Origin of the sequence: Kitasatospora sp. CM 4170, from assembly GCF_032110285.1 — a bacterium.
In the GTDB taxonomy this organism is placed as follows: Bacteria; Actinomycetota; Actinomycetes; order Streptomycetales; family Streptomycetaceae; genus Kitasatospora; species Kitasatospora aburaviensis.
This window is the reverse complement of sequence record NZ_CP134877.1, coordinates 1,790,994-1,815,747: the sequence shown is the minus strand read 5'-3', so window position 1 is coordinate 1,815,747 and position 24,754 is coordinate 1,790,994. Positions and strand designations below refer to the sequence as shown.

The 24,754-nt window shown below is 73.6% G+C and carries 15 protein-coding genes; 9 read left to right on the top strand and 6 right to left on the bottom strand.

What is annotated here, in order from left to right:
• The first annotated feature begins 106 nt into the window (after positions 1 to 106).
• Positions 107 to 5,917: an RHS repeat-associated core domain-containing protein gene (locus tag RMN57_RS07345; RefSeq protein ID WP_313762567.1), complete on the top strand. Its 5,811-nt coding sequence runs from the start codon at positions 107 to 109 to the stop codon at positions 5,915 to 5,917.
• A 97-nt stretch (positions 5,918 to 6,014) separates the two neighbouring features.
• Positions 6,015 to 6,467: a hypothetical protein gene (locus RMN57_RS07340; RefSeq protein ID WP_313762566.1), complete on the top strand. Its 453-nt coding sequence runs from the start codon at positions 6,015 to 6,017 to the stop codon at positions 6,465 to 6,467.
• A gap of 19 nt (positions 6,468 to 6,486) precedes the next feature.
• Here the strand turns inward: RMN57_RS07340 and RMN57_RS07335 are convergent, their stop codons facing one another.
• The 4 genes from RMN57_RS07335 to RMN57_RS07320 form a co-directional block, all read right to left on the bottom strand.
• Positions 6,487 to 7,836: a GH1 family beta-glucosidase gene (locus tag RMN57_RS07335; RefSeq protein WP_313762565.1), complete on the bottom strand. Its 1,350-nt coding sequence runs from the start codon at positions 7,834 to 7,836 to the stop codon at positions 6,487 to 6,489.
• A gap of 62 nt (positions 7,837 to 7,898) precedes the next feature.
• Positions 7,899 to 8,741, bottom strand: coding sequence for a carbohydrate ABC transporter permease (locus tag RMN57_RS07330; protein ID WP_313762564.1), 843 nt, complete (start codon positions 8,739 to 8,741; stop codon positions 7,899 to 7,901).
• Complete coding sequence (locus RMN57_RS07325) at positions 8,738 to 9,694, bottom strand: sugar ABC transporter permease (RefSeq protein ID WP_313762563.1); 957 nt, start codon at positions 9,692 to 9,694, stop codon at positions 8,738 to 8,740. Before RMN57_RS07325 ends, RMN57_RS07330 begins: the two co-directional genes overlap by 4 nt.
• Before the next feature lies 1 nt (position 9,695).
• A complete protein-coding gene (locus RMN57_RS07320; protein ID WP_313762562.1) occupies positions 9,696 to 11,009 on the bottom strand; it encodes a sugar ABC transporter substrate-binding protein in 1,314 nt (437 codons plus the stop codon).
• Positions 11,010 to 11,286: 277 nt separating this feature from the next.
• Between RMN57_RS07320 and RMN57_RS07315 the strand changes: the two genes are divergently transcribed.
• From RMN57_RS07315 to RMN57_RS07305, 3 genes are all read left to right on the top strand, one after another.
• The gene (locus RMN57_RS07315) at positions 11,287 to 12,585 is read left to right on the top strand and encodes an ROK family transcriptional regulator (RefSeq protein ID WP_313762561.1); all 1,299 of its coding nucleotides are present in this window, start codon (positions 11,287 to 11,289) and stop codon (positions 12,583 to 12,585) included.
• Between the two features lie 440 nt (positions 12,586 to 13,025).
• On the top strand, positions 13,026 to 15,263 hold the full coding sequence (locus RMN57_RS07310) for a discoidin domain-containing protein (protein ID WP_313762560.1): 2,238 nt from the start codon (positions 13,026 to 13,028) through the stop codon (positions 15,261 to 15,263).
• A 130-nt stretch (positions 15,264 to 15,393) separates the two neighbouring features.
• Positions 15,394 to 15,765, top strand: coding sequence for a hypothetical protein (locus tag RMN57_RS07305; protein ID WP_313762559.1), 372 nt, complete (start codon positions 15,394 to 15,396; stop codon positions 15,763 to 15,765).
• A gap of 61 nt (positions 15,766 to 15,826) precedes the next feature.
• Here the strand turns inward: RMN57_RS07305 and RMN57_RS07300 are convergent, their stop codons facing one another.
• Positions 15,827 to 17,149 carry a cytochrome P450 gene (locus tag RMN57_RS07300; RefSeq protein ID WP_313762558.1) on the bottom strand — a complete coding sequence of 441 codons (1,323 nt, stop codon included), beginning with the start codon at positions 17,147 to 17,149 and terminating at the stop codon, positions 15,827 to 15,829.
• A gap of 232 nt (positions 17,150 to 17,381) precedes the next feature.
• Between RMN57_RS07300 and RMN57_RS07295 the strand changes: the two genes are divergently transcribed.
• Positions 17,382 to 18,047: a hypothetical protein gene (locus RMN57_RS07295; RefSeq protein WP_313762557.1), complete on the top strand. Its 666-nt coding sequence runs from the start codon at positions 17,382 to 17,384 to the stop codon at positions 18,045 to 18,047.
• A 299-nt stretch (positions 18,048 to 18,346) separates the two neighbouring features.
• Positions 18,347 to 18,991, top strand: coding sequence for a hypothetical protein (locus RMN57_RS07290; RefSeq protein WP_313762556.1), 645 nt, complete (start codon positions 18,347 to 18,349; stop codon positions 18,989 to 18,991).
• Positions 18,992 to 19,085: 94 nt separating this feature from the next.
• Here RMN57_RS07290 and RMN57_RS07285 read toward each other — a convergent pair whose 3' ends face one another.
• On the bottom strand, positions 19,086 to 22,271 hold the full coding sequence (locus RMN57_RS07285; protein ID WP_313762555.1) for a M28 family peptidase: 3,186 nt from the start codon (positions 22,269 to 22,271) through the stop codon (positions 19,086 to 19,088).
• A 386-nt stretch (positions 22,272 to 22,657) separates the two neighbouring features.
• Between RMN57_RS07285 and RMN57_RS07280 the strand changes: the two genes are divergently transcribed.
• The gene (locus RMN57_RS07280) at positions 22,658 to 24,148 is read left to right on the top strand and encodes a helix-turn-helix transcriptional regulator (RefSeq protein WP_313762554.1); all 1,491 of its coding nucleotides are present in this window, start codon (positions 22,658 to 22,660) and stop codon (positions 24,146 to 24,148) included.
• A gap of 104 nt (positions 24,149 to 24,252) precedes the next feature.
• On the top strand, positions 24,253 to 24,753 hold the full coding sequence (locus RMN57_RS07275; protein ID WP_313762553.1) for a rhodanese-like domain-containing protein: 501 nt from the start codon (positions 24,253 to 24,255) through the stop codon (positions 24,751 to 24,753).
• Position 24,754 lies beyond the last annotated feature (1 nt).

The following is a 24,754-nucleotide window of genomic DNA, read 5'->3' as shown; positions in this document are numbered from 1 at the left end:
GGAACCGGCCTGGCCCGGACCGTCCGCGATATCGGCGACCGTCGTCGGTGCGGGCACCAAGTCCGGGAAAAGCACGGGTAAAGCGACGTTGGGGCTGAGCCCCGACGTGCGCAACGAAGGTCCGGTCGTCACCGTCGCGGACCGGCAGCAGACCCGGGCCGCCGGAATCGACGGAGTACTGTTCTCGGTCGCGGGGCAGAACGGGGGCGGAGGGGGCGGGAAGGTCGACGTCGCCGTCGACTACACCGCCTTCGCGAAGGCCTACGGTGGTGACTGGGCGTCACGGCTGCGGCTGGTCCGGCTCCCCGACTGTGCCCTGACCTCTCCGGGCAACCCCGAGTGCCGGACCCCGGTGCCGCTGGACTCGGTGAACGAGCCGGCGAAGTCGGTCGTCTCGGCCGTCGTGGACGCCCCGGCGGCGGCCGCGGCACCGAGGAAGTCCTCGTTCCTCGCCGCGCCCGCCGCGCTCACGGCGGCCCCGGCGGGCGGGTCGCTGGTCCTCGCCGCCACGGCCGGCACCTCCGGCCCCACCGGCGACTACGCGGCGACGCCGCTCCAGGCCTCCGGGACGTGGTCGGGCGGCGGCTCCTCCGGGGCGTTCGCCTGGTCGTACCCGGTCGGCGTGCCCGCCGTCCCGGGCGGGCTGCAGCCCACCGTCGCGCTGGGCTACTCCTCGCAGAGCGTCGACGGGCGCACCGGCGCCTCCAACAACCAGGCGAGCTGGATCGGCGACGGCTGGAACTGGGAGCCGGGCTTCATCGAGCGCCGCTACAAGCCCTGCGACGACGACAAGACCGGCGGCACCAACACCGCCAAGGTCGGCGACCTCTGCTGGTTCACCGACAACGCGGTGCTCTCGCTCGGCGGCAAGCAGACCGAACTCGTCTACCAGAGCGGCAAGGGCTGGCACCCGGCCGCCGACGGAGGTGAGAAGGTCGAGCGGCTGACCGGCGCCACCAACGGCGACAACGACGGCGAGCACTGGAAGATCACCACGGTCGACGGCACCCAGTACTTCTTCGGCCTGAACCGCCTGCCGGGCCACACGGCCGGGGCGGCGGAGACGAAGTCCGCCTGGACGGTGCCGGTCTTCGGCAACCAGTCCGGCGAGCCGTGCTACAACTCCTCGTTCGCCAACGCCTGGTGCCAGCAGGCGTGGCGCTGGCAGCTGGACTACGTGGTCGACCCGCGCGGCAACGCCATGGCGTACTACTGGAACACCGAGTCCAACAACTACGCCCGCAACTGGAACTCCACGACCGGCAAGGGCACCACCACCCCGTACGTGCGGGGCGGTTGGCTCGACCGGATCGAGTACGGCCTGCGCGCCGACTCCGTGTACACCGCGAAGCCGGCCGGCATCGTGGCCTTCGGCGTCGACGAGCGCTGCCTCACCGGCTGTGGCACCTTCGACGAGGCCAACGCCAAGAACTGGAAGGACGTGCCGTTCGACCTGTTCTGCGCCGACGGCGCCGACTGCAAGAACAACGCCTCCCCGTCGTTCTGGTCGCGCAAGCGCCTCGCCTCGATCACCACCAAGGCGCTGACCGGCGGCAGCCACAAGGAGGTCGACAGCTGGAGCCTGGTGCAGAGCTTCCCGCCCTCCGGCGACGGCCTCTCCACCCCGATGTGGCTGAGCTCCGTCACCCGCACCGGCAAGAGCAACGGCAGCCTGACGACGCCCCCGGTGACCTTCGCCGGCGAGCAGCTGGCCAACCGGGTCGACAAGACCGGTGACGGCCTCGCGCCGTTCATCCGACTGCGGCTCTCCGAGATCACCACGGAGACCGGCGGCACCATCGGGATCTACTACTCCCAGCCCGGCTGCACCGCAACCTCCCTGCCGGCCGCCGACGGCACCAACACCAGCCGCTGCTACCCGGTGAAGATCCGCGAGGGCAACCTCGTGAAGACCGACTGGTTCAACTCCTACGTGGTGGAGAAGGTCGTCGAGGGCGACAACCTGGTCGAGAGCCCCGACAAGGTCACCGAGTACGCCTACCTCGACGGCGCCGCCTGGTCGGTGAACGAGGACGAGTTCACCAAGGCCGACGAGCGCACCTACTCGGTGGGCCGCGGCTACGGCCGGGTCCAGACCCGCACCGGCGCCGGCTTCGACGCCCGCACCCTGACCGAGAGCCGCTTCTTCCGCGGCATCGAGGGCGCCGCCGTCGCCGACTCCGCCGGGGCGGTGGTCACCGACCGCCGCGAGTTCGCCGGCCAGCTCCGCGAGAAGGCGGTCTACAACGGCGACGGCGGTCCGCTGCTCTCCGCGACCTCCTACAGCCCGTGGCGCTCCGACGAGACCGCCACCCGCACCCGGGCCGGGCTGCCCGACCTGACCGCCCGCCACACCGGCGTGGCCGAGGAGCGGACCCGCACGACCGTCACCGGCGGCGAGCGCCGCACCTCCCTGGCCCGGACCTTCGACGCGTACGGCCTGATCGCCACGCTCGGCGAGCAGGGCGACGAGGCCGTCTCCGGCGACGAGCGGTGCACCACCACCGAGTACGCCCGCAACACCGCGACCTGGCTGCTCGACAAGGTCTCCCGGGTCGAGGTGACCGGCAAGGCCTGCGGTTCCCCGGTCAGCCGCCCGGCGGACGTTCTCTCCGACGACCAGACGCTCTACGACGGCACCACGGCCGTCGGCGCCGCGCCCACCGCGGGCCTGCCCACCGAGACCCGGGCGATCAACGGGCAGGGCACCGGCTACGACACCGCCGCCCGCACCGGCTACGACGGCTACGGCCGCGTGGTCTCGGTCACCGACGCGTACGGCAAGACCACCACCACCGCCTTCACCCCCGCCACCGGCGAGCCGGCGACCGGATCGGTGGTCACCAACCCGCTGGGCCACACCGTCACCACCGGCTACGAGCCGCTGCGCGGCCAGGCGGTCACCGTCACCGACGCCAACAACAAGGTCACCACCTCGCAGTTCGACGCGCTCGGCCGGATCACCAAGGTCTGGCTGCCGACCCGCTCGGCCGCCGCCTACCCGGACGCGCCGAACTACGGGTTCGACTACCTGGTCCGCAACGACGGCCCGGTCGTCGTCACCACCCGTACCCTGCAGCACGACTCCACCTACGAGACCGCGTACGCCTTCTACGACGGCCTGCTGCGCTCCCGGCAGACCCAGCGCACCTCGCCGGACCGCGCCGGACGCCTCGTCACCGAGCAGTTCTACGACACCCGGGGCCTGGCCTGGCGCGACTCCGGCCGCTACTACGCGGACGGCGCCGCCGAGGGCGTCCTGGTCACCGGTCAGGAGCTCAAGTACCCGGCGTCGAAGGACACCCTGTACGACGGCGCGGGCCGGGCGGTGGCCGTGGTCGACCGCCGCTTCGGCGACGAGACCAAGCGGACCACCACCACGTACCACGGCGACGCCGTCACCGTCGTGCCGCCCGCCGGCGGCACCGCGACGACCAAGTACGCGGACGCCCGCGGCAACGTGGTCGAGCTGAAGGAGTACACGGACGCCGGCCGCACCGCGAGCCAGTCGGTCCGCTACACCTACGACCAGCGCGGCAAGGTGGTCCGGATGGACGACCCGGCCGGCAACGTCTGGCGCTACACCTACGACGTGCGCGGCCGGCAGGTCAAGGTCGAGGACCCGGACAAGGGCACCAGCGAGCTGACCGTCGACGCCGGCGGCCGGGTCACCGACGTGAAGGACGGCCGCGGCGTCGTCCTGCACACCGACTACGACGCCCTCGGGCGGACCACCGCCGTCAAGCAGGGCGCCGCCTCGCTCGCCCAGTGGACGTACGACACCGTCGCCAAGGGCCGGTTGGCCACGGCCACCCGCTACGCCGACGGCGCGGCCTACACCACGGCCGTCACCTCGTACAACAGCCTCTACGAGCCGGTCGGCACCCAGGTGACCATCCCGGCGACGGAGGGCGCGCTGGCGGGCACCTACAAGTGGACCACCTCGTACAACGCCAACACCGGCCAGCCGATGTGGACCCAGCACCCCGCCATCGGCGGGCTGCCGCAGGAGCGCGTCACCAGCTCGTACACCCCGACCACGGGCCTGTCCGCCACCACCTACGCGGGCGGCGACGCCATCGTCGCGGCCACCACCTACGACCACTACGGCCGCACCCTCCGGGAGGAGTACGGACCCTTCGGCTCGCAGCTGTGGGGCTCCTACGAGTACGACGAGCACACCGGCAGCCTGCTGCGCGCCGTGACCGACCGTGAGAAGGCGCCGCAGCGGATCGACGACACCCGGTACACCTACGACGCCGTCGGCAACGTCACCGGCACCTCGACCCGCTCCGGGCAGGACGCCGCCGCCGTCACCGACACCCAGTGCGTGGTCACCGACGCCCTGCGCCGGATCACCGAGGCCTGGACCGCCACCGGCGACTGCACCGCCGCCCCCTCGGCGGCCACCGTCGGCGGCCCGGACGCGTACTGGACCAGCTTCCGCTACGACGCCGTCGGCAACCGCCGCGGTGAGACCCGCCACGGCCTGGCCGGCGCGGGCGACACCGTGCGCACCTACACCTCGGCGCCCGGCCGCCCGAACACCCTGGTCGCGGTCGACCAGACCGGCCCGGCCGGCACCCTGAAGGAGACCTACAGCTACGACGCCACCGGCAACACCACCGGCCGCACCATCGGCTCCGCCCCCGCCCAGACCCTGGAGTGGGACCAGCAGGGCCGGCTGGCCAAGCTGACCGGTGCCGGCACGGACAGCTACGTGTACGACGCCGACGGCCAGCGGCTGGTCCGGCGCGACTCCGCCGGCACCACGCTCTACCTGCCGGGCGGCAACGAGCTGAAGCTCGCCGGCGGCACGGTCACCGGCACCCGCTACTACACCCACGGCGGCAAGACCGCCGCGGTGCGCAGCGCGGGCAAGCTGACCTTCGTCCTCGCCGACAACCACGGCACCGCCACCGTCCACGTCGACGCGGCCACCCAGGCCGTCACCCGGCGCAAGACCACCCTGTTCGGCGCCGAGCGCGGCACCGCACCCGGCAGCGGCTGGGTCGGGGACCACGGCTTCGTCGGCGGGGTCGAGGACGGCGACTCCGGGCTGACCCACCTGGGCGCCCGCGAGTACGACCCGGGCATCGGCCGGTTCATCAGCGTCGACCCCAAGCTGGACAGCACCAGCTCGCAGGAGCTGAACGCCTACGGCTACGCCAACAACAACCCGCTGAGCACCGCCGACCCGTCCGGTGAGGCGCTGCCCGAATGCTGGTCCGGCCAGTACACCTGCACCAACGGGGGGACCAAGCCCACCGGGTACGGCAGCAACTACCTCAACATCACCCGCGCCGAGGGCGGCGAGCCGGCGCCCGAGTACTGCGCCACGCACGACTGCTCCCCGCCGCCGCCGCGCAGCAACGTCTTCGGGAAGCTGAGCAAGGACGAGCGCAAGTCGCGGGCCGGCTGGCTGCGCGAGGAGGAGAAGAGGCGGCCCATCCAGTGGGGGGCTCCCGACGAGAAGAAGCGGAAGGAGCTCGACCGGAGCTTCAACTTCACGTTCAACTCGGCCGAGGCGTACGAGTGCGTACAGGACCTGAACGAGTGCGCGGTCTACGTGACCGAGAGCGTCTGGGCGATGGAGCAGACTCTGGAGTACACCGGGGAAACCAAGGGCGAGAAGGCTAACGCCTACCGCCACGTGCTCTGGCAGGGGACCCTGACCGCCCGGCTGGGGAAGGAGAAGGCGGACAAGTGGGCCGCCGCGCATGAAGCCTTCTACCCGGCGGACGAGGAGTCGGACCACACCATCGACCTGCTGAACAATGAGTACGGGCAGGCGCTCGGCGAACGGGCGGCCCGGGAGGCGAACGGCAACAAGGCCGTGACCAACCTGCTCATCAAGCGCGGTGCGAGGGAGTACCTCACCTCGAACTCCTACGGCCGCAAGGAGGACGTCGAGTAGCGACCGGATTCCCGTCCTCGTAACACCAGTGCCCGCCGGAACGGCCTCCGCCGATCCGGCGGGCACTGCCGCCCCCCCCGACCTGGAGAATGGACCGATGACCGCTTCGCTTCCCACTGTTCCCCCCGCCGCGCCACCCGGCGGGGCCGCCCCCGACCGCTGGCGGCTGCTCGTCTGGGCGCGGCTCGTCGGCGCGGGCGGGGTCGTCGGCGGCGTGTTGGCCACGACGGTCACCGTGCTCGGCTACAGCGTCGTGCTGGTGCCGTTCGGCCTCGTGGTGGGGGCGGTGCTCGGCACCGTCCTCGCCCTGGTGACCGCCTCGGTGCTGGCCTGGCTGCCGCCGAGGGCTGCGCTCAGCGGCTGGATCGCGCCGCCGCTGGGCGCAGCCCTGGCCTTCGCCGGGGAGTTCCTGCTGCTCGGCTTCGTATTCGACGAGCCGGCGGCCTTCCTGGAGCCCGAGATCGCCGCCGTCGCCGGGGCGACCGTGCTGCTGGTCGCCGCCGGCTTCCACTGGGCCGTCCGCGGCCTGCGCCCGGCCGCCGGGGTCTGACCGAGCCGGGCCGCGGCCCTCACCGTCCGCGGTGGGTGGTGATGAGCTCGGCGTAGCGGTGGCCGCTGGTCTTGATGGTGCGGCGCTGGGTGGGGTAGTCGACGTGGACCAGGCCGAAGCGCTTGTCGTAGCCGTAGGCCCACTCGAAGTTGTCCAGCAGGGACCAGGCGAAGTAGCCGGCCAGCGGGGCGCCCTGGGCGGTGGCGCGGGCGCAGGCGGCGAGGTGCCGTTCGAGGAAGGCGGTGCGCTCGGGGTCGTGGACGGTGCCGTCGGGGGCGACGGTGTCGCGGTAGGCGGAGCCGTTCTCGGTGACGTAGATGCGCCGGGCGCCGTACTCGCGGGTGAGCCGCAGCAGCAGCTCCTCCAGGCCGGGGGCGTGCACCTCCCAGGGCATCGCGGTGTGCTCGGGGTTGGGGCCGGGCACCTGCCGGAAGTACGGGGCCGGGCCGGTCGGGTCGGCGGTGACGATCTGGCGGAAGTAGTAGTTGAGGCCGAGCCAGTCGAGGGGAGCGGCGATGAGGTCGAGGTCGCCGTCGCGTTCCGGCAGGTCGACGCCGTAGACCTCGCGCATGTCGTGCGGGTAGCCGCGGCCGAGGACGGGGTCGAGCCACCAGCGGTTGACGTGCCCGTCGGCCCGGACGGCGGCGGCGCGGTCGGCCTCGGAGTCGGTGGCCGGCCGCACCGGACTGAGGTTGTTCACCAGGCCGATCCGGGCGCCGCGGACGGTCTCGCGCAGCACCCGCACGGCGAGGCCGTGGCCGAGGTGGAGGTGGTAGGAGGCGCGGACGGCGGCGGTGAGGTCGGTGAGGCCGGGGGCCATCGCACCGTCGAGGTGGCCGATCCAGGCGGAGCAGAGCGGTTCGTTGAGGGTGGCCCAGTCGGTGACCCGGTCGCCGAGGCGGGCGGCGACGGCGGCGGTGTACTCGGCGAACCGTTCGGCGGTCGCGCGTTCCGGCCAGCCGCCGCGGTCCTGCTGGGCCTGGGGGAGGTCCCAGTGGTAGAGGGTGGGGAACGGCCTGATGCCGGCGGCGAGCAGGCCGTCGACCAGGCGGTCGTAGAAGTCCAGGCCGGCGGGGTTGACCCGGTCGTCGGCGTGCGGCACGACGCGGGGCCAGGCGATCGAGAACCGGTAGGCGCCGAGGCCGAGCCGGCGCATCAGCGCGATGTCCTCGGGCCAGCGGTGGTAGTGGTCGCAGGCGGTGTCGCCGGTGTCGCCGTTGGCCACCCGGCCGGGGGTGCGGGCGAAGGTGTCCCAGATGGACGGGGCGCGGCCGTCGGCGGCCGCCGCGCCCTCGATCTGGTAGGCGGCGGTGGCCGCGCCCCAGAGGAAGTCGTCGGGCAGGGAGCTCAGCGCGCTGAGGTCGGTCACGGGGGGCCTTTCGGTCACGGCGGGTGCTGCGGTCACGGCGGGGATCGGGGGCGGGGAGTCCGTCACTTGACGGCTCCGGCGGTGAGGCCGGCGACCAGGTAGCGCTGCAGCAGCAGGAAGCCCGCGACGACGGGCACGCTCACCACCAGCGAGGCGGCCATCACCTGGTTCCAGTAGACGTCGCTGAGCGTGGCGTAGCCCTGGAGGCCGACGGCGAGGGTGCGGGTCTCGTCGTTCGTCAGCACCGAGGCGAACAGCACCTCGCCCCAGGCGGTCATGAAGGCGTACACGGCGACGGCGACGATGCCCGGCACGGCGGCCGGGACGACGATCCGCACCAGCGCCCCGACCGGCCCGCAGCCGTCGACCAGGGCGGCCTCGTCGAGGTCCCGCGGGATCGAGTCGAAGTAGCCGACCAGCATCCAGATCGAGAACGGCAGCGAGAAGGTCAGGTAGGTGAGGATCAGGCCGCCCCGGCTGCCGTACAGCGCGACGCCGGTGGCGTTGCCCACGTTGACGAAGATCAGGAAGAGCGGGAGCAGGAACAGGATGCCGGGGAACATCTGGGTGGAGAGCACCGTCACGGTGAAGAGCCGCCGGCCGCGGAAGCGGTAGCGGCTGACCGCGTACGCCGCGAGGACGGCGACCAGCACCGAGCAGACCGTCGCGCCGCCGGCCACGATCAGCGAGTTGACCAGGTACCGGCCGAGCGGGACGGTGCGCCAGATGTCCAGGTAGGGGCGGAGCGTCACGGTGCTGGGGAGCCAGCGGAACGGCCCCTGGACGTCCCGGAGCGGTTTGAGCGAGCTGCTGAGCATCACCAGGACGGGGGCGGCGCTGAAGACGGCGAGCGCGGTCAGGAAGATCCGGCGGAGCCGGCGGAAGGACGCGGGCGGGTCGATCATTCCGCACCCCTTCGGCGTGAGGTGGCGAGCAGGTGGACGGCGGTCACCAGGAGCAGGAAGAGCAGCAGCAGGACGGACATCGCCGAGCCGGCGCCGAAGTTCCAGGTGACGAAGGAGGACTGGTAGATGTGCACGGAGATCAGGTCCGCCGCCTCCGGGGCCGACCGCCCGAACAGCACGTACGGGGTGTTGAAGTCGTTGAACGTCCAGAGGAAGAGCACCAGGACGAGGACCGTGTTCACCGGGCGCAGCGACGGCAGGGTGATCCGGAGGATCTGCTGCCGGACGCCGGCGCCGTCCAGCGCGGCGGCCTCGTAGAGCTCGCGCGGGATGTTCTGCAGGCCCGCGGTGAGGGTGAGGAAGGCGAACGGCCAGCTGCGCCAGACCGAGACGGTGACCAGCGCGGCGAAGCTGTTGTCGCCCAGCAGCCAGAACGGCTTCTCGTCGACGAGGTGCAGCTGGTCGTGGAGCACGTGGTTGATCAGCCCGGTGTCCCGCTGGAACATGAACGACCAGGTGATGACGGCGGCGTAGACCGGCAGGGCGTACGGCAGCAGGAACAGCGCGCGCAGGGCGCCGCGGCCGCGGAAGGTGTCCTGCATCATGATCGCGGCCGTGGTGCCGAGCAGCCAGGCGAGGCCGACGGCGAGCACGGTGAAGGTGCACGTGACCCAGAAGGAGTGCAGCAGCGCCCGGCCGACGGGGGCGTGGAAGTCCACCGCCATACGGTAGTTGGCGAGTCCGGCCCAGGGCGCGGCGGACCAGTCCCGGACGAAGAACTGGGTGAGCCGCTTGAGGCTCATCACGATGCCGACCAGCATCGGCGCCAGGTGGATCAGCAGTTCGAGGGCGAGGGCGGGGAGCAGCAGCAGGTAGGGGAGGGCGCCCGGTCGGAGGCGGAGGCGGAGGCGGGCTCGGAGCCGGGTTCGGGGGCGAAGGCGGGTGCGGAGCACGTCAGTTGGCCGGCATCTGCTGCTGGGCCTTGGTGAGTTCGGCCTTCACGGAGTCGTCGGTGGCGGGCCGGCCGGCGGCGGCCGCGGCGAGCAGGTTCTTCACCGCGGTGCCGACCAGGGTCTCGAACTGGCTCTCGTCGGGCACCTGCGGCAGCGGCCGGGCACTGGCCGCGAGCACCTCGGTGAGGGCCTTGAGCTCGGGCGTGGCGAAGGCCGGGTCGGCCTGGGCCTCCTTGACCGGGGGGATCGAGCCGTACGCCTTGTTGAGCCTGGTCTGCTCCTCCGTCCCGGTCATGAACTCCACGAACTTCAGTGCGCCGTCGGTGTTCCGGGTGCTGCGGAAGACGGCGAGGTTGATGCCGCCGACCATCGAGGTGGTGGCGCGGTCGCCGGTGGCGCCGGCCGGGGCGGGGACGGGTGCGACGCCGTAGTCCTCGGGCTTCATACCGTGCGAGGTCAGGTTGGCGCCGGCGGTCTGCCACATCAGCATGGCGGCCTTGCCGGTGGCGAAGTCGGCGACGGACTGGTTGTTGGCGTACTCGGCGTTGCCGGGCGCGGCGATCCGCTCGGTGCCGAGCAGGTCGACGTACTGCTTGACGGCGGCGACGGCGCCGGGGCCGTCGAAGGCCGGCTTCCCGGCGGCGTCGAAGAAGTCGGCGCCGTGCTGCTTGGCGAGGACGAACGCGTGGTGGACGTTCTCGTTGACGTTGCCGCCCTCGACGACGAGGCCGTACCGGCCGCCGGCGGTGAGCTTCCTCCCGTCGGCGACCAGCTCCTCCCAGGTGGCCGGGGGCTTGTCGAGCCCGGCCTCGGCGAAGAGCTTCCGGTTCCAGTACAGGCCGTAGGCCATCGAGTAGAGCGGGACGGCGGCCGGGTCCTTGCCGGGGGCGCCCGCGGAGGCGAGCGCGGCGGGCAGGAAGCGCTCGCGGCCGCCGATCCGCCCGAAGGCCGCCTGGTCGAAGGGCAGCAGCGCGCCGGTGGCCTGCAGCGAGGCGGACCAGGTGTTGCCGATGTTGAGGACGTCCGGGCCCTGGCCGGAGGTGGCGGCGGCGAGGATGCGGTTGAGCAGGTCGGACCAGGGGACGATCTCCAGCTTCACCTTGATGCCGGTCTGCTGTTCGAAGCGCTTCAGCTCCGGCTCCAGGACCTGGCGGTCGTTCTCCAGACTGGTGCCCTGGTTGGAGGCCCAGTAGGTGAGCGTGCGGGGGCTGCTGTTGTCCCCGCCGCCGGCGGTGGAACCGCCGCCGCAGGCGGTGGCGGTGAGGACCAGGGTGGCGACCAGGGCGGTGGCCGCGGCGGCTCGGCTCATGGGCATGTCCGATGTGCCCCTCTCGGGCTGGTGGGCTGCTTCCGGGGGTGGGGTGAGGGTGGGGTGTTGCGAGGGCGGGGTGCGGTGAGGGGGTGCTGTGAGGACAGGCCGCGCCGGGGACTGCCCGCTCCGGCGCCGGGCTGCTTACGGGTGAACTGCGGTGAGTGTCGGGTGCAGTGAAGTGCGGTGCTGGACGGCTTACTTCAGGCCGTGATTTAACGTGTGAGAAAAGCTTCCGTCAAGGGTTCGGACAGCGATAGATTCGGGTCAGGAGGGAGATCCCATGACCGTGCGGGGCAAGAAGACGGTGCGTGACCTGCGCAGAGGCAGCCGGTCGGCACTGCTGCGGCGGCTCTACTTCGACGGGCCGCTCAGCCGGCAGGAGCTGGGCGCGGTCACCGGCCTGAGCGCCGGATCGATCAGCAACGTGACCGGCGAGCTGCTCGCCGACGGGCTGATCGAGGAGTGCGGCTCGGTGGAGTCCGACGGCGGGCGGCCGCGGATCCTGCTCCGGGTCGCGCCCCGGCGGGCCTTCCTGGTCGGGGTGGACGTCGGCGAGACGCAGGTCCGGGTCGCGCTGTTCGACCTGGCCCGGACGGAGCTGGCCGCCAGCGACCGGCCGCTCTCCGACCAGGGCCACGACGTGGACCACGTGGTCGAGCTGATCCTCGCCGGGCTCGCCGAGGTGCTGGAGCGCACCGGCACCGACCCGGCCGCCGTGCTGGGCGTGGGCATCGGCGTGCCGGGCATCGTCGAGCAGGGCGCCGCCGACCGGGGGGGCGCCGAGCGCGGCGCCACCGAGCACGGCGATCCCGGCCGGGACGGTCTCGGCATCGTCGTGCACGGTCAGACCGTCGGCTGGGACGCCGTGCCGCTGGGCCGGCTGCTGCGGGCCGGGACCGACCTGCCGCTCTTCGTCGACAACGGCGCCAAGACGCTCGGCCAGGCCGAGATGTGGTTCGGCGCCGGGCGGGGCGTCCGGCACGCGGTGGTCGCCCTGTTCGGCTCCGGCGTCGGCGCCTGCGTGATCGCCGACGGTGCCCGCTTCCGCGGAGCCACCAGCAGCGCGGGGGAGTGGGGCCACACCAAGGTCCACGTGGGCGGCCGGCGCTGCCGCTGCGGTGCGCGTGGCTGCCTGGAGGCGTACGTCGGGGCGGAGGCGCTGCTGGAACGGTGGGGAGCGGCACCGCCCGGGGGCGAGAAGGCCGGGCTGGCGGCGCTGCTGGCCGCCGCCGAGGCGGGCGAGCCGGCCGCAGCCGGCCTGTTGACGGAGGCCGCCGAGTACCTGGGGGCGGCCATCGCCGACCTGGTCAACCTGTTCAACCCCGAGCGGATCGTGATCGGCGGGTGGGCGGGGCTGCTGCTCGGCCCCCGGCTGCTCCCGGGCATCCGGGCGGCGGCCACCGAGTACGCGCTGCGCTTCCCACGCGAGCAGACCTCGATCGTGCTCGGGACGCTCGGGCCGGAAGCGGTCACCGTCGGCGCGGCGACCCTCCCGCTCTCGGACTTCCTCGACTCCGGCGGGGAGTTCCCGCGCCGCGCCGCCGAGCGGCCGACGGTGCTGCGGTCGGGCGGTCGCTGAGCCGTGGACGGTGCTGCGGTCGGGCGGTCGCCGAGCCGCGGACAGTCGGCCCGCCGCGCCGCGGACAGTCGGCCCGCCGCGCCGCGGACGGCCGGGCCGCCGTGCCGAGGCTGACCAGGGGATTCGGCCGAATCCGTTGGCGCACCGCCGAGTTCACGCCGTGAGGAAAGTCTGCGCACGGGGTTGACACTCCCGATCGGCAGCCCCGAGACTCCCGATCGGGGGCGCTCCCCGGGCCCGGACGGCGGGCCGGTGGCGCTCCGCCGCACACCCCGGTGACCGGCCCCCGCGGCGGTCCGTGCTGCCCGCACGACCGCCCGGGCTCCACCCGGACGCCGGCCCGTCCCGCCGCTCCCCACCGCCCGGCGCCTGCGCTGCGCCGGGTGCGGTCCCCGGTGTGCCGCCCCCGCACCCACCCACCCCCACCGCAGGAGTAGCCCATGAGGCTGACCTCAGCACGCCCCCGCCGGGGCCCCACCGCCCTGCTCGGCCTGGCGGCCCTGCTGGCCGGCACCGCCCTGGCCCTGCCCACCCCGGTCGCACACGCCACCCCGGCCGCACAGGCCGCCCCGCCTGCCCAGGCCGCGCCGGCCGCGGAGGTCCAGGGCCGGGCCGCGGCCGCCGCCGACTGCGGCACCGACGACGCCGCCCGCGGCCGGCCCGCCACCGCCTCCTCCACCGAGAACGCCGCCCTGGCCGCCGGCAACGCCGTCGACGGCGACCCGGGCACCCGCTGGTCCTCCGCCTTCGCCGACCCGCAGTGGCTCCAGGTCGACCTCGGGTCCGTCCGCCCGCTCTGCCGCGTCGTACTCAACTGGGAGACCGCCTACGGGCGTTCGTACCAGATCCAGGCCTCCGACGACGGCACCACCTGGCGGACGCTCTACGCCACCGACAGCGGGGCCGGCGGCACCGAGACGCTCGCCGTCTCCGGCAGCGGCCGCTTCGTCCGGCTGAACGGCCTCACCCGGGCCACCGGTTGGGGCTACTCGCTCTGGAGCCTGCAGGTCAACACCGGTGACGGCGTCCCGCCGGTCCAGGGCGGCGGCGACCTCGGCCCCAACGTGCTGGTCTTCGACCCGGCCACGCCCGGGATCCAGGCCAAGGTCGACGAGGTCTTCCGCAAGCAGGAGGCCAACCAGTTCGGCCCCGAGCGCTACGCCCTGCTCTTCAAGCCGGGCAGTTACAGCAACCTCAACGTCCAACTCGGCTTCTACACCACGATCGCGGGCCTCGGCCTGAAGCCGGACGACACCGCCGTCAACGGGGACGTCACCGTGGACGCCGGCTGGTTCAACGGCAACGCCACCCAGAACTTCTGGCGCTCCGCCGAGAACCTGGCGCTCACCCCGGTCAACGGCACCGACCGCTGGGCCGTCGCCCAGGCGGCGCCGTTCCGTCGGATGCACGTCCGCGGCGGCCTCAACCTCGCGCCGGACGGCTACGGTTGGGCCAGCGGCGGGTACATCGCCGACAGCCGGATCGACGGCAGCGTGGGCAACTACTCGCAGCAGCAGTGGTACACGCGGGACAGCGCGATCGGCGGGTTCTCCAACGGCGTCTGGAACCAGGTCTTCTCCGGCGTCCAGGGCGCGCCCGCGCAGACCTTCCCCAACCCGCCCTACACCACGCTGGACACCACCCCGGTCTCCCGCGAGAAGCCCTTCCTCTACCTGGACGGCGGCCAGTACAGGGTGTTCGTCCCGGCCGGGCGGACCAATGCCCGCGGCGTCTCCTGGGACGGCACCCCGCAGGGCACCTCGCGCCCGCTCGACCACTTCTACCTGGTCAAGCCCGGTGCCACCGCCGCCACCATCAACGCCGCGCTCGCCCAGGGGCTCGACCTGCTCTTCACCCCGGGCGTCTACCACGTCGACCGGCCGATCGAGGTCACCCGGCCGGACACCGTGGTGCTCGGCCTCGGCCTGGCCACGGTCGTCCCGGACAACGGGGTGACGGCGATCAAGGTCGCGGACGTCGACGGCGTCCGGCTGGCCGGTCTGCTGATCGACGCCGGGGCGGTCAACTCGCCCTCGCTGGTGCAGATCGGCCCGGACGGCGCCGCCGCCGACCACGCGGCCGACCCGACCACCCTGCAGGACGTCTTCATCCGCGTCGGCGGGGCGGGCCCCGGCTCGGCGACCGCCGGAGTGGTGGTCAACAGCGACGACGTGATCATCGACCACACCTGGATCTGGCGCGCCGACCACGGCGCCGGCGTCGGGTGGACCACCAACCCCGCCGACTACGGCCTGCTGGTCCGCGGCGACGACGTGCTCGCCACCGGGCTGTTCGTCGAGCACTTCAAGAAGTACGACGTGCAGTGGTCCGGCGAGCGCGGGCGGACGGTCTTCTTCCAGAACGAGAAGGCCTACGACGCCCCGAACCAGGCCGCGGTGCAGAACGGCGCGACCAAGGGCTTCGCCGCGTACAAGGTCGACGACGGCGTCACCGTCCACGAGGGGTGGGGCCTCGGCAGCTACTGCTACTTCAACGTGGACCCGACCATCCGGATGGACCACGGATTCGAGGCGCCGGTCCGGCCGGGCGTGCGGTTCCACGACCTGCTGGTGGTCTCGCTCGGCGGCAACGGCCAGTACGAGCACGTGATCAACGGCACCGGCGCCGCGACCTCGGGGACGTCCACCACCCCGTCGACGGTGATGTCATACCCCTGACGGCCCGCCGCCCGCCGGCCCGACGGCCTGATGGCCCGGCGTCCCCGATCCGTCGAACACCGGTTCCCTCCACGGCAACTCGACTACGCTGGCCGTGATCAGAGCCGAGATCGACCGAGGGGGTCCACCCATGCCGTACCAGCCCGGTGCGAAGGTGAAGCTGACCAGGGACACCCAGGTCACCGGAGACGGCCCGGCCGGTAGGCCCGGCCTCCCCGGTCCGCTGTTCCTGGCCCAGGGCCTGGAGGGCATCGTCACGGGCGTGGCGGAGGGGCCCGGCGGCGTGGCCGAGGCCGCGCTCGCGTCCTTCGATCAGCAGATCGGCGGCGCCCGGTTCGACGCCTTCACGACCCACATGCTGGAGAATCTCCGTCAGCAGGTCATCGGGAACGGGGCGTTCGCCGCCGGAGCCGGATCCGGAGCCAGGACCAGGTACCGGGTGCAGTTCGTGAACGGATTCGTCCTCGACGGTCTTGAGGAGGACTGGCTGGCCGGAGCCTGAGCACCCGGCACCGCGCGCCCCCGCCGCCGGCGGGGGCGTCGCGGTCTCCGTGGCGCCCCGTTCACCCGCCGGCCAGCACCGCCGGCGTGGGCCCGTCGGGGCGGACGGTGATGCTGTACGCGGCGCCGGCCGGGGTGCTCAGGAACCGGGGCCGGTGCGCGGGGAGCAGGAGTTCGAGCAGCGCGGTGGTCTCCCGGACGGCGAACTGGGTGCCGAGGCAGGCGCGGGCGCCCAGGCCGAACGGGTAGTAGGCGCCCAGGTGCGCCGGGCGGGCGCCGGGCGTGGTGAAGCGGGCGGGGTCGAAGCGTTCCGGGTCGGGCCAGAGGGCCGGGTCGCGGTGGGTCAGGTAGGGGCTGACGATGACGTCCGTACCGGCCTCGATCCGGTGGCCCACCAGGGTGTCCGCCTCGGCCGCGTGCCGGGGCAGGATCCACGCGGACGGGTAGAGCCGCAGTGTCTCGCCGACCAGCGCCTGCACCGCCTCCCGCCGCTCGGCGGAGCCGGTGGGGCCGGCCGCCAGCACCCACGCGCGTGCCTCGGGGTGGCGGTCGAGCAGCAGGAAGAGCCAGGTCAGCGTGGTGGCGGTGGTCTCGTGGCCGGCCACCAGCAGGGTGACCAGCTCGTCGCGGATCAGCCGGTCGGTGTACTCGGGGTGCTCCTCGCCGGCCTCGACCAGTACGCGCAGCAGCCCGTCCCCCTCCGGGGCGCGCCGGGCGGCGTCGATCGCGGCGTGCGCGACGGCGTCGATCCGCGCCAGGTCGGCCCTGACCGCCTCCGGGATACCGGCGCCGTCCGCGGGCAGCGTCGGCATCGCGGCCACCACCCGTGCCACCGCGGCCAGTTCGCGGTCGGTCCGGTCGTCCAGCGGGTGCCCGGTCAGGGCCCGCCAGATGGTGTCCAGCGCGAAGTACCGCATCTCCTCGGCGACGTCGAACCGCTCGCCGGTGCGGGCGTACTGCGCCCAGCGGTCGGCGGTGCGGCGCGCCGCCTCGGCGATCCGCTGCTCGTAGCGGCGCATCCCGGTGCCGGTGAACTGGGACTGCAACAGCCGCCGCTGGCGCTTCCAGGCCTCGCCGGTGGCGGAGAGCACGCCCTCGCCGGCCAGCATCCGGGCCCGGTGCGAGCGCTTGACGTACCGCTCGGGGTGGCGCCCGAGCACGTGCTGGACGGCCTCCGGGTCGGTCACCAGGACGGTCGGCCGCGGCCCGAGCCGGACCGCGGCCACCCCGCCGAGCTCGCGCTGCGCCTGGGCGAACAGCTCGACCAGGTCGGCCTGCTCGGCCTGCCAGCGCGCGACGGCCCCGGCCGGCAGCTCGGGCACGGGCCGCCCGGCCCCGGCGGCGGCAGGCGGCGGAGCGGGGGCGGGGTGGGCTTCCGTGGCCACGGGGAACTCCTCGTCAGGCCGGCAGGGACGGGGCGCTGTCGCGCCTGACTGTACGTCACCGTGCTCTCGTCGGTCACCGGTAACCCGTACGGGCGACCGCGCACATCACTCGACCCCGTTCGCGGCGCTATTCCACTCGGCCGGCGGGCAGGCAAGTCGTGTGCGAACGGGTAGCCTTCGGCGTGGCCTGCCCGGCCGTCTACTCGGTTCGCCCCTTCGGATGGGAGATCGCATGCCCGGGACCGCGTTCACCACGCCCCGCAGCACCGCCGGCAGACCGGCCCGGTGGCTGGCCGCGGCGCTGCTGCTGCCGGTGCTGGCCGCCTGTGGCGGAGGAGGCGGATCCGGCTCCGGATCGGGTGCGCAGAGCTCGGCGGCCGGCGCCGCCGAGCTGGGGGACACGCCCCAGACCGAGGGATCGGGGCAGCAGCCCGAGGACAAGCGGACCCAGGCTGGCGGGAACCAGGGCGGGTTCGCCGGCGCGGGCAACGTCTCGGCGAGTGCCACCGGGGTGTGGCCCGGCAACATCAACATCACCCTCAAGAGCACGGTGACGAGCACCTTCACGGCCACCGTCAAAGGGGTGCACGACTGTGCAGGTGGTTCGAGCTCCCCCGACTCCAAGGACGTGACGTTCAGCGGGGGCTCGGGGTACGTCAAGTTCGAGCTGGAGGGGCCGAAGCCCAAGTCCGACATCCAGATCTGCTTCACCGTGGTCGCCGGAGGGAAGAGCCAGTCGGTGAAGGCCGCCGGAACGGTGCAAGTTCCGGATGGCGCCAACGCCAACGGGGGCGGCGGGAACGGCGGCCAGAACGGGGGCACCACCTCGGGCACCACCTCCGGTACGACCTCGGGCACGACCTCCGGCACCACCTCCGGCAGCGGGAGCACCCCCTGAGCCCTGCCGCGGAGGAGCCGCCCGCCCCCGAACCGCCGGCCGAGGCCGAGGAGCCCGAGCCCGCCGCCGAGCCCGCGTCGGCCCCGGGGCCTTCCTCCGGCCGCTCGTGGAGTAGCTGGCTCGGCCTGATCGCCTCCTGGATCGGGCCGACCACCCTCGTCACCGCGCTGCTGTTCTTCTTCGGCTTCGCCTACACCGACTCGCTCTACAACTACTTCGGCCTGGACGCCGCGACGCTCGGCTTCGGCACCCAGGACCTCCTGCTCCGCAGCTCGCCCGCGCTCTACCTCCCGGCCGGGGTGCTGCTCTGCGGAGCCCTGCTGGCCGCGCTCGCCTACCACCTGGCGACCCGGGCCGTGCGGACCGGACCGGATGGCCGCCGGGTCGTCGGCCGGGCCTGCTGGGCCGCCGTGGCGCTGGTCGTCCCGCTGGTGGTGCTCGGCTTCCTGGCCGGGTTCGAGGTGATCGACGCGGGGCCGATGGGGACCCCACTGCTGCTCGGCGGCGCGCTCCTGATGGTCGTGCTCGCCCGGCTGCTCGCCGTCCGCACCACCGACGCCCCTTACCCGCTCACCGGGGAGCGAGCGGCGCTCGGCGTCAGTCTGGCGCTCATCGTGCTCTGCTCGTTCTGGGCCGCCGGCGGCTTCGCCCACCAGAAGGGGGAGAACGACGCCGAGCGGCTCGCCGACAACCTGGCGCTGCGCCCGGCCGTCGTCCTCGACACCACCGAGCGGCTCTACCTCCAGTGGTCCGGGGTGGACGAGCGGGCCCTGCCGGACGGAGGAGCGGGGCAGCGGTTCCGCTTCCGCTACCGGGGCCTGCGCCTCCTGGCGCAGGCCAACGGCAAGATGTTCCTGATCCCCCGTAATTGGACGTGGGACGCGGGCAACGTCCTGATCCTCCCGGTCGACGCCAACGTCCGGATCGTCTTCCACCCGGGGTGACGCCCCCCGCGCGGACGCGGCTGTGCCGCGGGCCGTCCCCCTCGACGACTCCGCGGCACAGCCTGTCCCGCCGTTCGGCAGTGGATCCGTCCGCTCAGATCCGCTGCCAGAGCGCCGGGACGATCGGGGGCTCCCAGCCGACCTGGGCCGTGTGGCCCTGGATGCAGCGGTAGCTCACACCGTTGAAGGTGACGACGTCACCCGCCCGGTAGGTGGTGCCCGGCGTCCAGCTGCCGCCCGGGTCGGGGTCGGTGCCGACCACCAGCGAGTACGTGGTGCTGTGGGTGGCCGAGCCGGTGCCGGTCACGGTGAGGGTGTAGGTGCCGGCCGCGGTGCCGGAGCCGACCGCGACGTTCAGCGTCGCGGACCCGCCGGACTGCACCGAGGAGGGGCTGACCGAGGCCGTGACCCCGCTCGGCGCGCCCGAGACGGCCAGGTTCACCGTCTGCGCCGAACCGGAGCTGGTGGCCGTGGACACCGTGGCGCTGACCGAGCCGCCCGGGGTGGTGGTGCCGGTGGCCGGGTTCACCGCGATCGAGAAGTCGCTGGTCGGCTGTCCGCCGCCCACCGAGGTCTTCCACAGGGTGTACGAGACGCCGTCGGCGCTGCGGTCCAGCGCGGTGGCGTTGATGTTGGCCGTGGTGTCGCACGCCGAGTGGTAGCAGGAGTCGTACGCGCGGCCCGCGGTGCCGCCCCACTTGGCCGCCTGCGCCGAGGTCTTGGTGGCGCTGGCGCCGGCCGCGTAGCCCGAGGTGGGGATGCCGGCCTGCTGGAACGAGTAGTCGTCCGAGCGGCCCTGGCCCTCGACGTTCTCCTCGGGCTGCAGGCCCAGGGATTCCCAGTAGGCCTTCATCGGCGCCGAGGCCGCGGAGTTGAGGTTGTTGACGAAGTAGCCGGCGTTGGGCGAGCCGACCATGTCGAAGTTGTAGTAGCCCTTGATCGCGCTGCGCTGGCCGGAGCTCAGCTGGCCGACGTAGTACTGGGAGCCCTGCAGGCCCTGCTCCTCGCCGGTCCACCAGGCGAACCGGACGTGCCGGGTCAGGCCGGGGTTCTGCTGGGCGAGCACGAGCGCGGTCTCCAGCAGGACGGCCGAGCCGGAGCCGTTGTCGTTGATGCCCGGGCCGGCGCCGACGCCGTCGAGGTGGGCGCCGAACATGGTGACCTGGTCGGACGGGCCGCCCGGCCAGTCGGCGATCAGGTTGTTGGACTGGTAGGTGCAGGAGGTGCAGGTCTGCTCGCTGACGGTGTAGCCGGCGGCCTGCAGCTTGCCCTTGACGTAGGCGAGCGACTGGCTGTGCCCGGCCGTGCCGGCCCGGCGGTTGCCGCCGTTCTGCGAGGCGATGGTGTTGAGCTGGGCCAGGTGCGCCTGGACGTTGGCCACGCTGACGTCGGGTGCGTTGCCGCCGGGGTTGCCGCCGCCGACCGTCAGCGTGTACTGCGCGGTGTGGGTGGTGGCGCCGGTACCGGTGACGGTGATCACGTAGCTGCCCGCGGGGGTGGCGGCCGAGGTCGCGACGGTCATCGTCGCGGAGGCGCCGGCCTGGACCGAGGACGGGCTGAACGAGACCGTGGCGCCCGCCGGCGCACCGGAGGCGGTCAGGTCGACCGTCTGCGCGGAGCCGGAGACGACCGAGGTGTTGACCGCCGCGGTGGCCGAGGAGCCGGGCTGGACCGAGCCGGAGGCCGGGTTCAGCGTCATCGAGAACTCGGGGCCGGTGCTGGTGCAGGTCGGGTCGCCGCTCTGGGCCGGCACGCTGACCGCGTCCCAGGCCGCCTTGGTACGGGTGAAGAGGTTGCAGCTCGGGTCGAGGCTCCTGGCCGCGGTCAGGGTGGCGGTGCGGTACCGCTTGTAGGTCATGCCGCTGGTCTTGAGCAGCATGCCGCCGTAGAAGATCCGCCCGGCGTCCTTGATGCCGATGCCGGTCACCGAGGAGTTGTTGCAGGTCGGACTGGTGGGCTTGCCGCCGCCCGGGTTCGAGCCCTCGGCCAGCAGGTAGAACCAGTGGTTCAGCGGGCCGGCCGCGGCGTGCACCTCGGTGCTCGGGATCGAACTCGAGTAGCAGTTGGGGTCGTTGTTGACCTGGGAGGGGTTTGCCATGTTCCGGATCGGCCCGCGGCCGACCAGGTTGATCATCTCGCCCACGGTGTAGTCCGGACTGTCGTACGGCGAGGGCTCGTTGGCGTAGGCCTCGGTGAGCGCGCCGAAGATGTCGCCGGTGCCCTCGCCGAGCCCGTTCTCGTTGTTGGCGCCGCCGGGGGTGTACTGGTCGATGCCGTGGCCGAACTCGTGGCCGACCACGTCGATCGCGGCGATCCACTCGTTGGCGTTGTTGTGGCCGATGGAGACGGAGCTGCCGTCCCAGTAGGCGTTGACGTCGTTCAGGCCGACCTTGACCGGCCAGCTGCCGCCGTTGCCGTTGTGCCCGTTGCGGCCCAGCCAGTCGCGGAGCATGTCCCACTCCTTCTGCGCCGCGAACATCACGTCGGCGCAGCCGGTCTCCTTGCTGGTCGGGCTGCCGTTGCCCCAGGAGTCACTGGACTTGCTGAACACCTGGCCGCTGCTGTAGTCCGCACAGCTCAGGCCGGGCCGGTTCGGGTCGCGCAGCGAGTACGAGCCGCCGGAGGCGGTGGTGCCGATGGTGACCGGGGCCGGGCCGTTCCACTTGCTGTTCGCGGTACCGGCCTTGACGTCGTCGTAGCTGTCGATCACCTCGCCGCTGCGGGCGTCGACGAAGACGTGCAGCCGGCTCGGGGCAGTGGCGGTGCGGCCGCCCAGGACGGTCTCCCAGGCGAGCCGGCCGGTGCCGTCCTTGACCCGGACCACCAGGCGGCGCAGCTCGACCCCGTCGACCGAGGCCAGCCTGGTGCGGGCGGTCTTCTCCGCCTTCGCGGCGCTCACCAGCGGGGTGGTGGAGCCGCCGACCGGCCCGGTGGCGGCGGCCTGCAGGCCCCGGACCCGGCCCTGGCCGTCGGCTATCACGACGGCGTCGCCGCCGACCACCGGCAGGCCCTGGTAGCTGCGCTCGTACGCGACCGAGTAGAGGCCGCCCAGCCACGGGGTGACGGACTGGCGCTCGTAGGTCTCGCCTGGCCCCTTGGCCAGGGCGTCCAGGCCCGCCGCGGCCGCCTGGTCGGCGGCGTTGACGGCGGCGGCCAGCGCGCTCGGCGGCGCGGCGGCGGCCGGTCCCGGGTCGGCGGCGGCCTGCCCGACCGCGGTGGCGGTGAGCATGCCGGCCAGGACGGTCAGGGTGGTTCCCGCCGTCAGCAGTCTGCGTTTCATTTCCGAGGCTCCTCGAACGTGGGGGTGCTCGACCGCGGACCGCGCCTGACTGGCGCTCACCGCGGGCCGCAGGGGGACGGCCGTGCGGTGGTCCGCGCTCGGGTGCCGGAACCCTCACACGCCGTCATGCCACCGTCAACGGCTGGAGCACGGCACTCGTGCGGTTGGCAAGTTCTGTCAAGCTGCGGGTTTCGTGGAGAGGTTGAGACCAAGAGGTTGAGACCAGTTGGCGGGATCGGATGTACGCGGCGGCTCCGGTCGAGTACCGTCCTCAGCAAGGCCCCCGGGCAAAGGCCCTCGGCGCGGTACCCGGCAGCGGGAGAGCCGGACCGGGCCGGGAGAGCGCGCGAAGGATCGACCGGGAGCGGACTCGGGAGGGCAGCCCCGTGCACCGGAACCACGCCACTGCGCCGGACGCGGCCGGCGCACCGCCCGTCGAGCGGCCGCCGGCTGAAGCGCCGCCCGTCCCCGCACCGCCCGCCGCCGTCCCACCCGTCGCCGTCCCGTCCGCCACCGCACCGCCCGAACTGCTCTGGCGGGCGTTCGGCGCCCGGTTGCGGCACTGGCGCCGCCGGGCCGGTCTCACCCAGGCGCAGCTCGGCGCCGCGATCGGCTACGACCACACCGCCGTCAGCAAGTTGGAGCACGGCACCCGCCGGGCCGCCCCGCGGCTCGCGGCCCGCCTCGACGACCTGCTCGCCGCCGACGGCGACCTGCGCGCCGCCTGCCGCCGGGCCGAGGAGTGGGACCGGGAGGCGCCCGCCGCACCGGCCGACTGGGCCCGCCCACCGCTGCCCGGCACCCCCGGCGCCGGCCCCCGGCCGCGACCCGCACCACCGCTCGTACCGCCGCCGCTCGTCGTCCACCCGCCCAGCCGCCTCCCCGACTACGGCCTGCTCTGCCCGCTGCACGGCGCCGACGGCTGCGCCGTCCCCGCACCCGCCGACGCCGTCGCCCTGCACGCCGTGTTCTGCGCCGCCGACCCCGACACCGCCCCGCCCCTGGACGCCGACACCGCCCACGCCCTGGCCGGCCTGCTCGCCGCCCGGCTGCGCGCCGGCGAGACGCCCGCCGTGCCCGGCACCGCCGCCGTCGAGGAGACCCTGCGGGCCGTCCTCCGCCGGCTCGCCCGCACCCGCTCCGCCCGCGCCCGCCGCCCGCTCGCCCGGCTCGCCGCCGAGTACGCGCACGCCGCCGGCGGCCTGCGGATGCAGGACGGGCGCAACGCCACCGCGATGGCCTGCTTCGACCGCGCACTCACCTGGGCCGAACTGGCCGACGATCCGGCCACCCAGGTCGCGGCGCTCAGCGACATGAGCACCCTCGCCCGGCTCGACGGCGACCCGGCCGCCGCCCTCGGCTACGCCGTGGAGATCGGCCGTGCCGCGCCCGGCCGGCACTGGGCCGGTGCGATGTCCCAGGTCGGCCGGGCCCGCGCGTACGCCCTGGCAGGCGACGTCCGGGCGACCGTCCGGCACATCGCCCGCGCCCGGCTCCACCTCGACCACATCGGCGAGCACGACGAGTCCGACGCGCCCTGGCTCTCCATCGCCTCGATGCGCCTGCGGGTCGAGTCCGGCGCCGCGGCCGCGCTGCGCGACGCCGCCGTCGCCGTCGACGACCCCCGTTTGGCGCTGCGCGCCGTCGACGCGGCCGGTACCGCGCTGCGGCTCCTCGCGCCCGACCAACTCCCCACCGCACGGCTGCTCTTCACCATCCGGATCGCCGACTGCCACCTCTGCGCCCACGACCCGCGCACGGCCGCCGAGCTGGTCGGGCCGCTGCTGGAGGATGCCGCCGCCCTGCCGGCGCTGGTCCGGCACGAGCTGCGCGGACTGCACCGCCGACTGGCCGCCGCCGGGCTGGCGGGATCTTGACGATCGTCGGCGATCACGCCGCTCGCGGGCGCTGCCGGGCAGGCGCGAGGATCGAGGCACCGCCGAACAGGGCGGGCCCCGGTCCCACCGTCGAGGAGCACCCCATGGCTGTCACCACCGCTGCTACTGCCGCCGCCGCCGCGACCGCGAGCGCCGTGCTGAGCGTCCCCGCCGCCGACCCGGCCGTCGCCGCCGCCCACTACCTCGCCCGGCTCTCCTTCGAGGCCGACGTCTCGGACGTCCACGCCGACCTGGCGGCGGGCGTGCCCGGCGTGGTCGTGGTCGACTCCCGCAACGACGCCGCCTGGTCGCAGGGCCGGATCCCGGGCGCCCTGCACATCCCCACCGCACGGATCGCCGAGCTGGCGCCGCAGCTGATCGGCCGTGACACCACCGTGGTCACCTACTGCTGGGGGCCCGGCTGCAACGGCGCCACCCGCGCCGCCCTGGCCTTCGCCCGGCTCGGCTACGCGGTCAAGGAGATGATCGGTGGCTTCGAGTACTGGGCGCGCGAGGGCTTCGCCTACGACACCGACCACGGCACCGACCGGCGCGCGATCGACGACCTGACCGCGCCGCGCTCCGGTATCTCCTGCGCGTGCTGAC

Excerpts from the sequence above, each read along its gene's own strand:
- RMN57_RS07340 (WP_313762566.1), top strand. The coding sequence starts at position 6,015 with ATGACCGCTTCGCTTCCCACTGTTCCCCCCGCCGCGCCACCCGGCGGG.
- RMN57_RS07330 (WP_313762564.1), bottom strand. The coding sequence starts at position 8,741 with ATGATCGACCCGCCCGCGTCCTTCCGCCGGCTCCGCCGGATCTTCCTG.
- RMN57_RS07320 (WP_313762562.1), bottom strand. The coding sequence starts at position 11,009 with ATGCCCATGAGCCGAGCCGCCGCGGCCACCGCCCTGGTCGCCACCCTG.
- RMN57_RS07315 (WP_313762561.1), top strand. The coding sequence starts at position 11,287 with ATGACCGTGCGGGGCAAGAAGACGGTGCGTGACCTGCGCAGAGGCAGC.
- RMN57_RS07310 (WP_313762560.1), top strand. The coding sequence starts at position 13,026 with ATGAGGCTGACCTCAGCACGCCCCCGCCGGGGCCCCACCGCCCTGCTC.
- RMN57_RS07305 (WP_313762559.1), top strand. The coding sequence starts at position 15,394 with ATGCCGTACCAGCCCGGTGCGAAGGTGAAGCTGACCAGGGACACCCAG.
- RMN57_RS07295 (WP_313762557.1), top strand. The coding sequence starts at position 17,382 with ATGCCCGGGACCGCGTTCACCACGCCCCGCAGCACCGCCGGCAGACCG.
- RMN57_RS07285 (WP_313762555.1), bottom strand. The coding sequence starts at position 22,271 with ATGAAACGCAGACTGCTGACGGCGGGAACCACCCTGACCGTCCTGGCC.
- RMN57_RS07275 (WP_313762553.1), top strand. The coding sequence starts at position 24,253 with ATGGCTGTCACCACCGCTGCTACTGCCGCCGCCGCCGCGACCGCGAGC.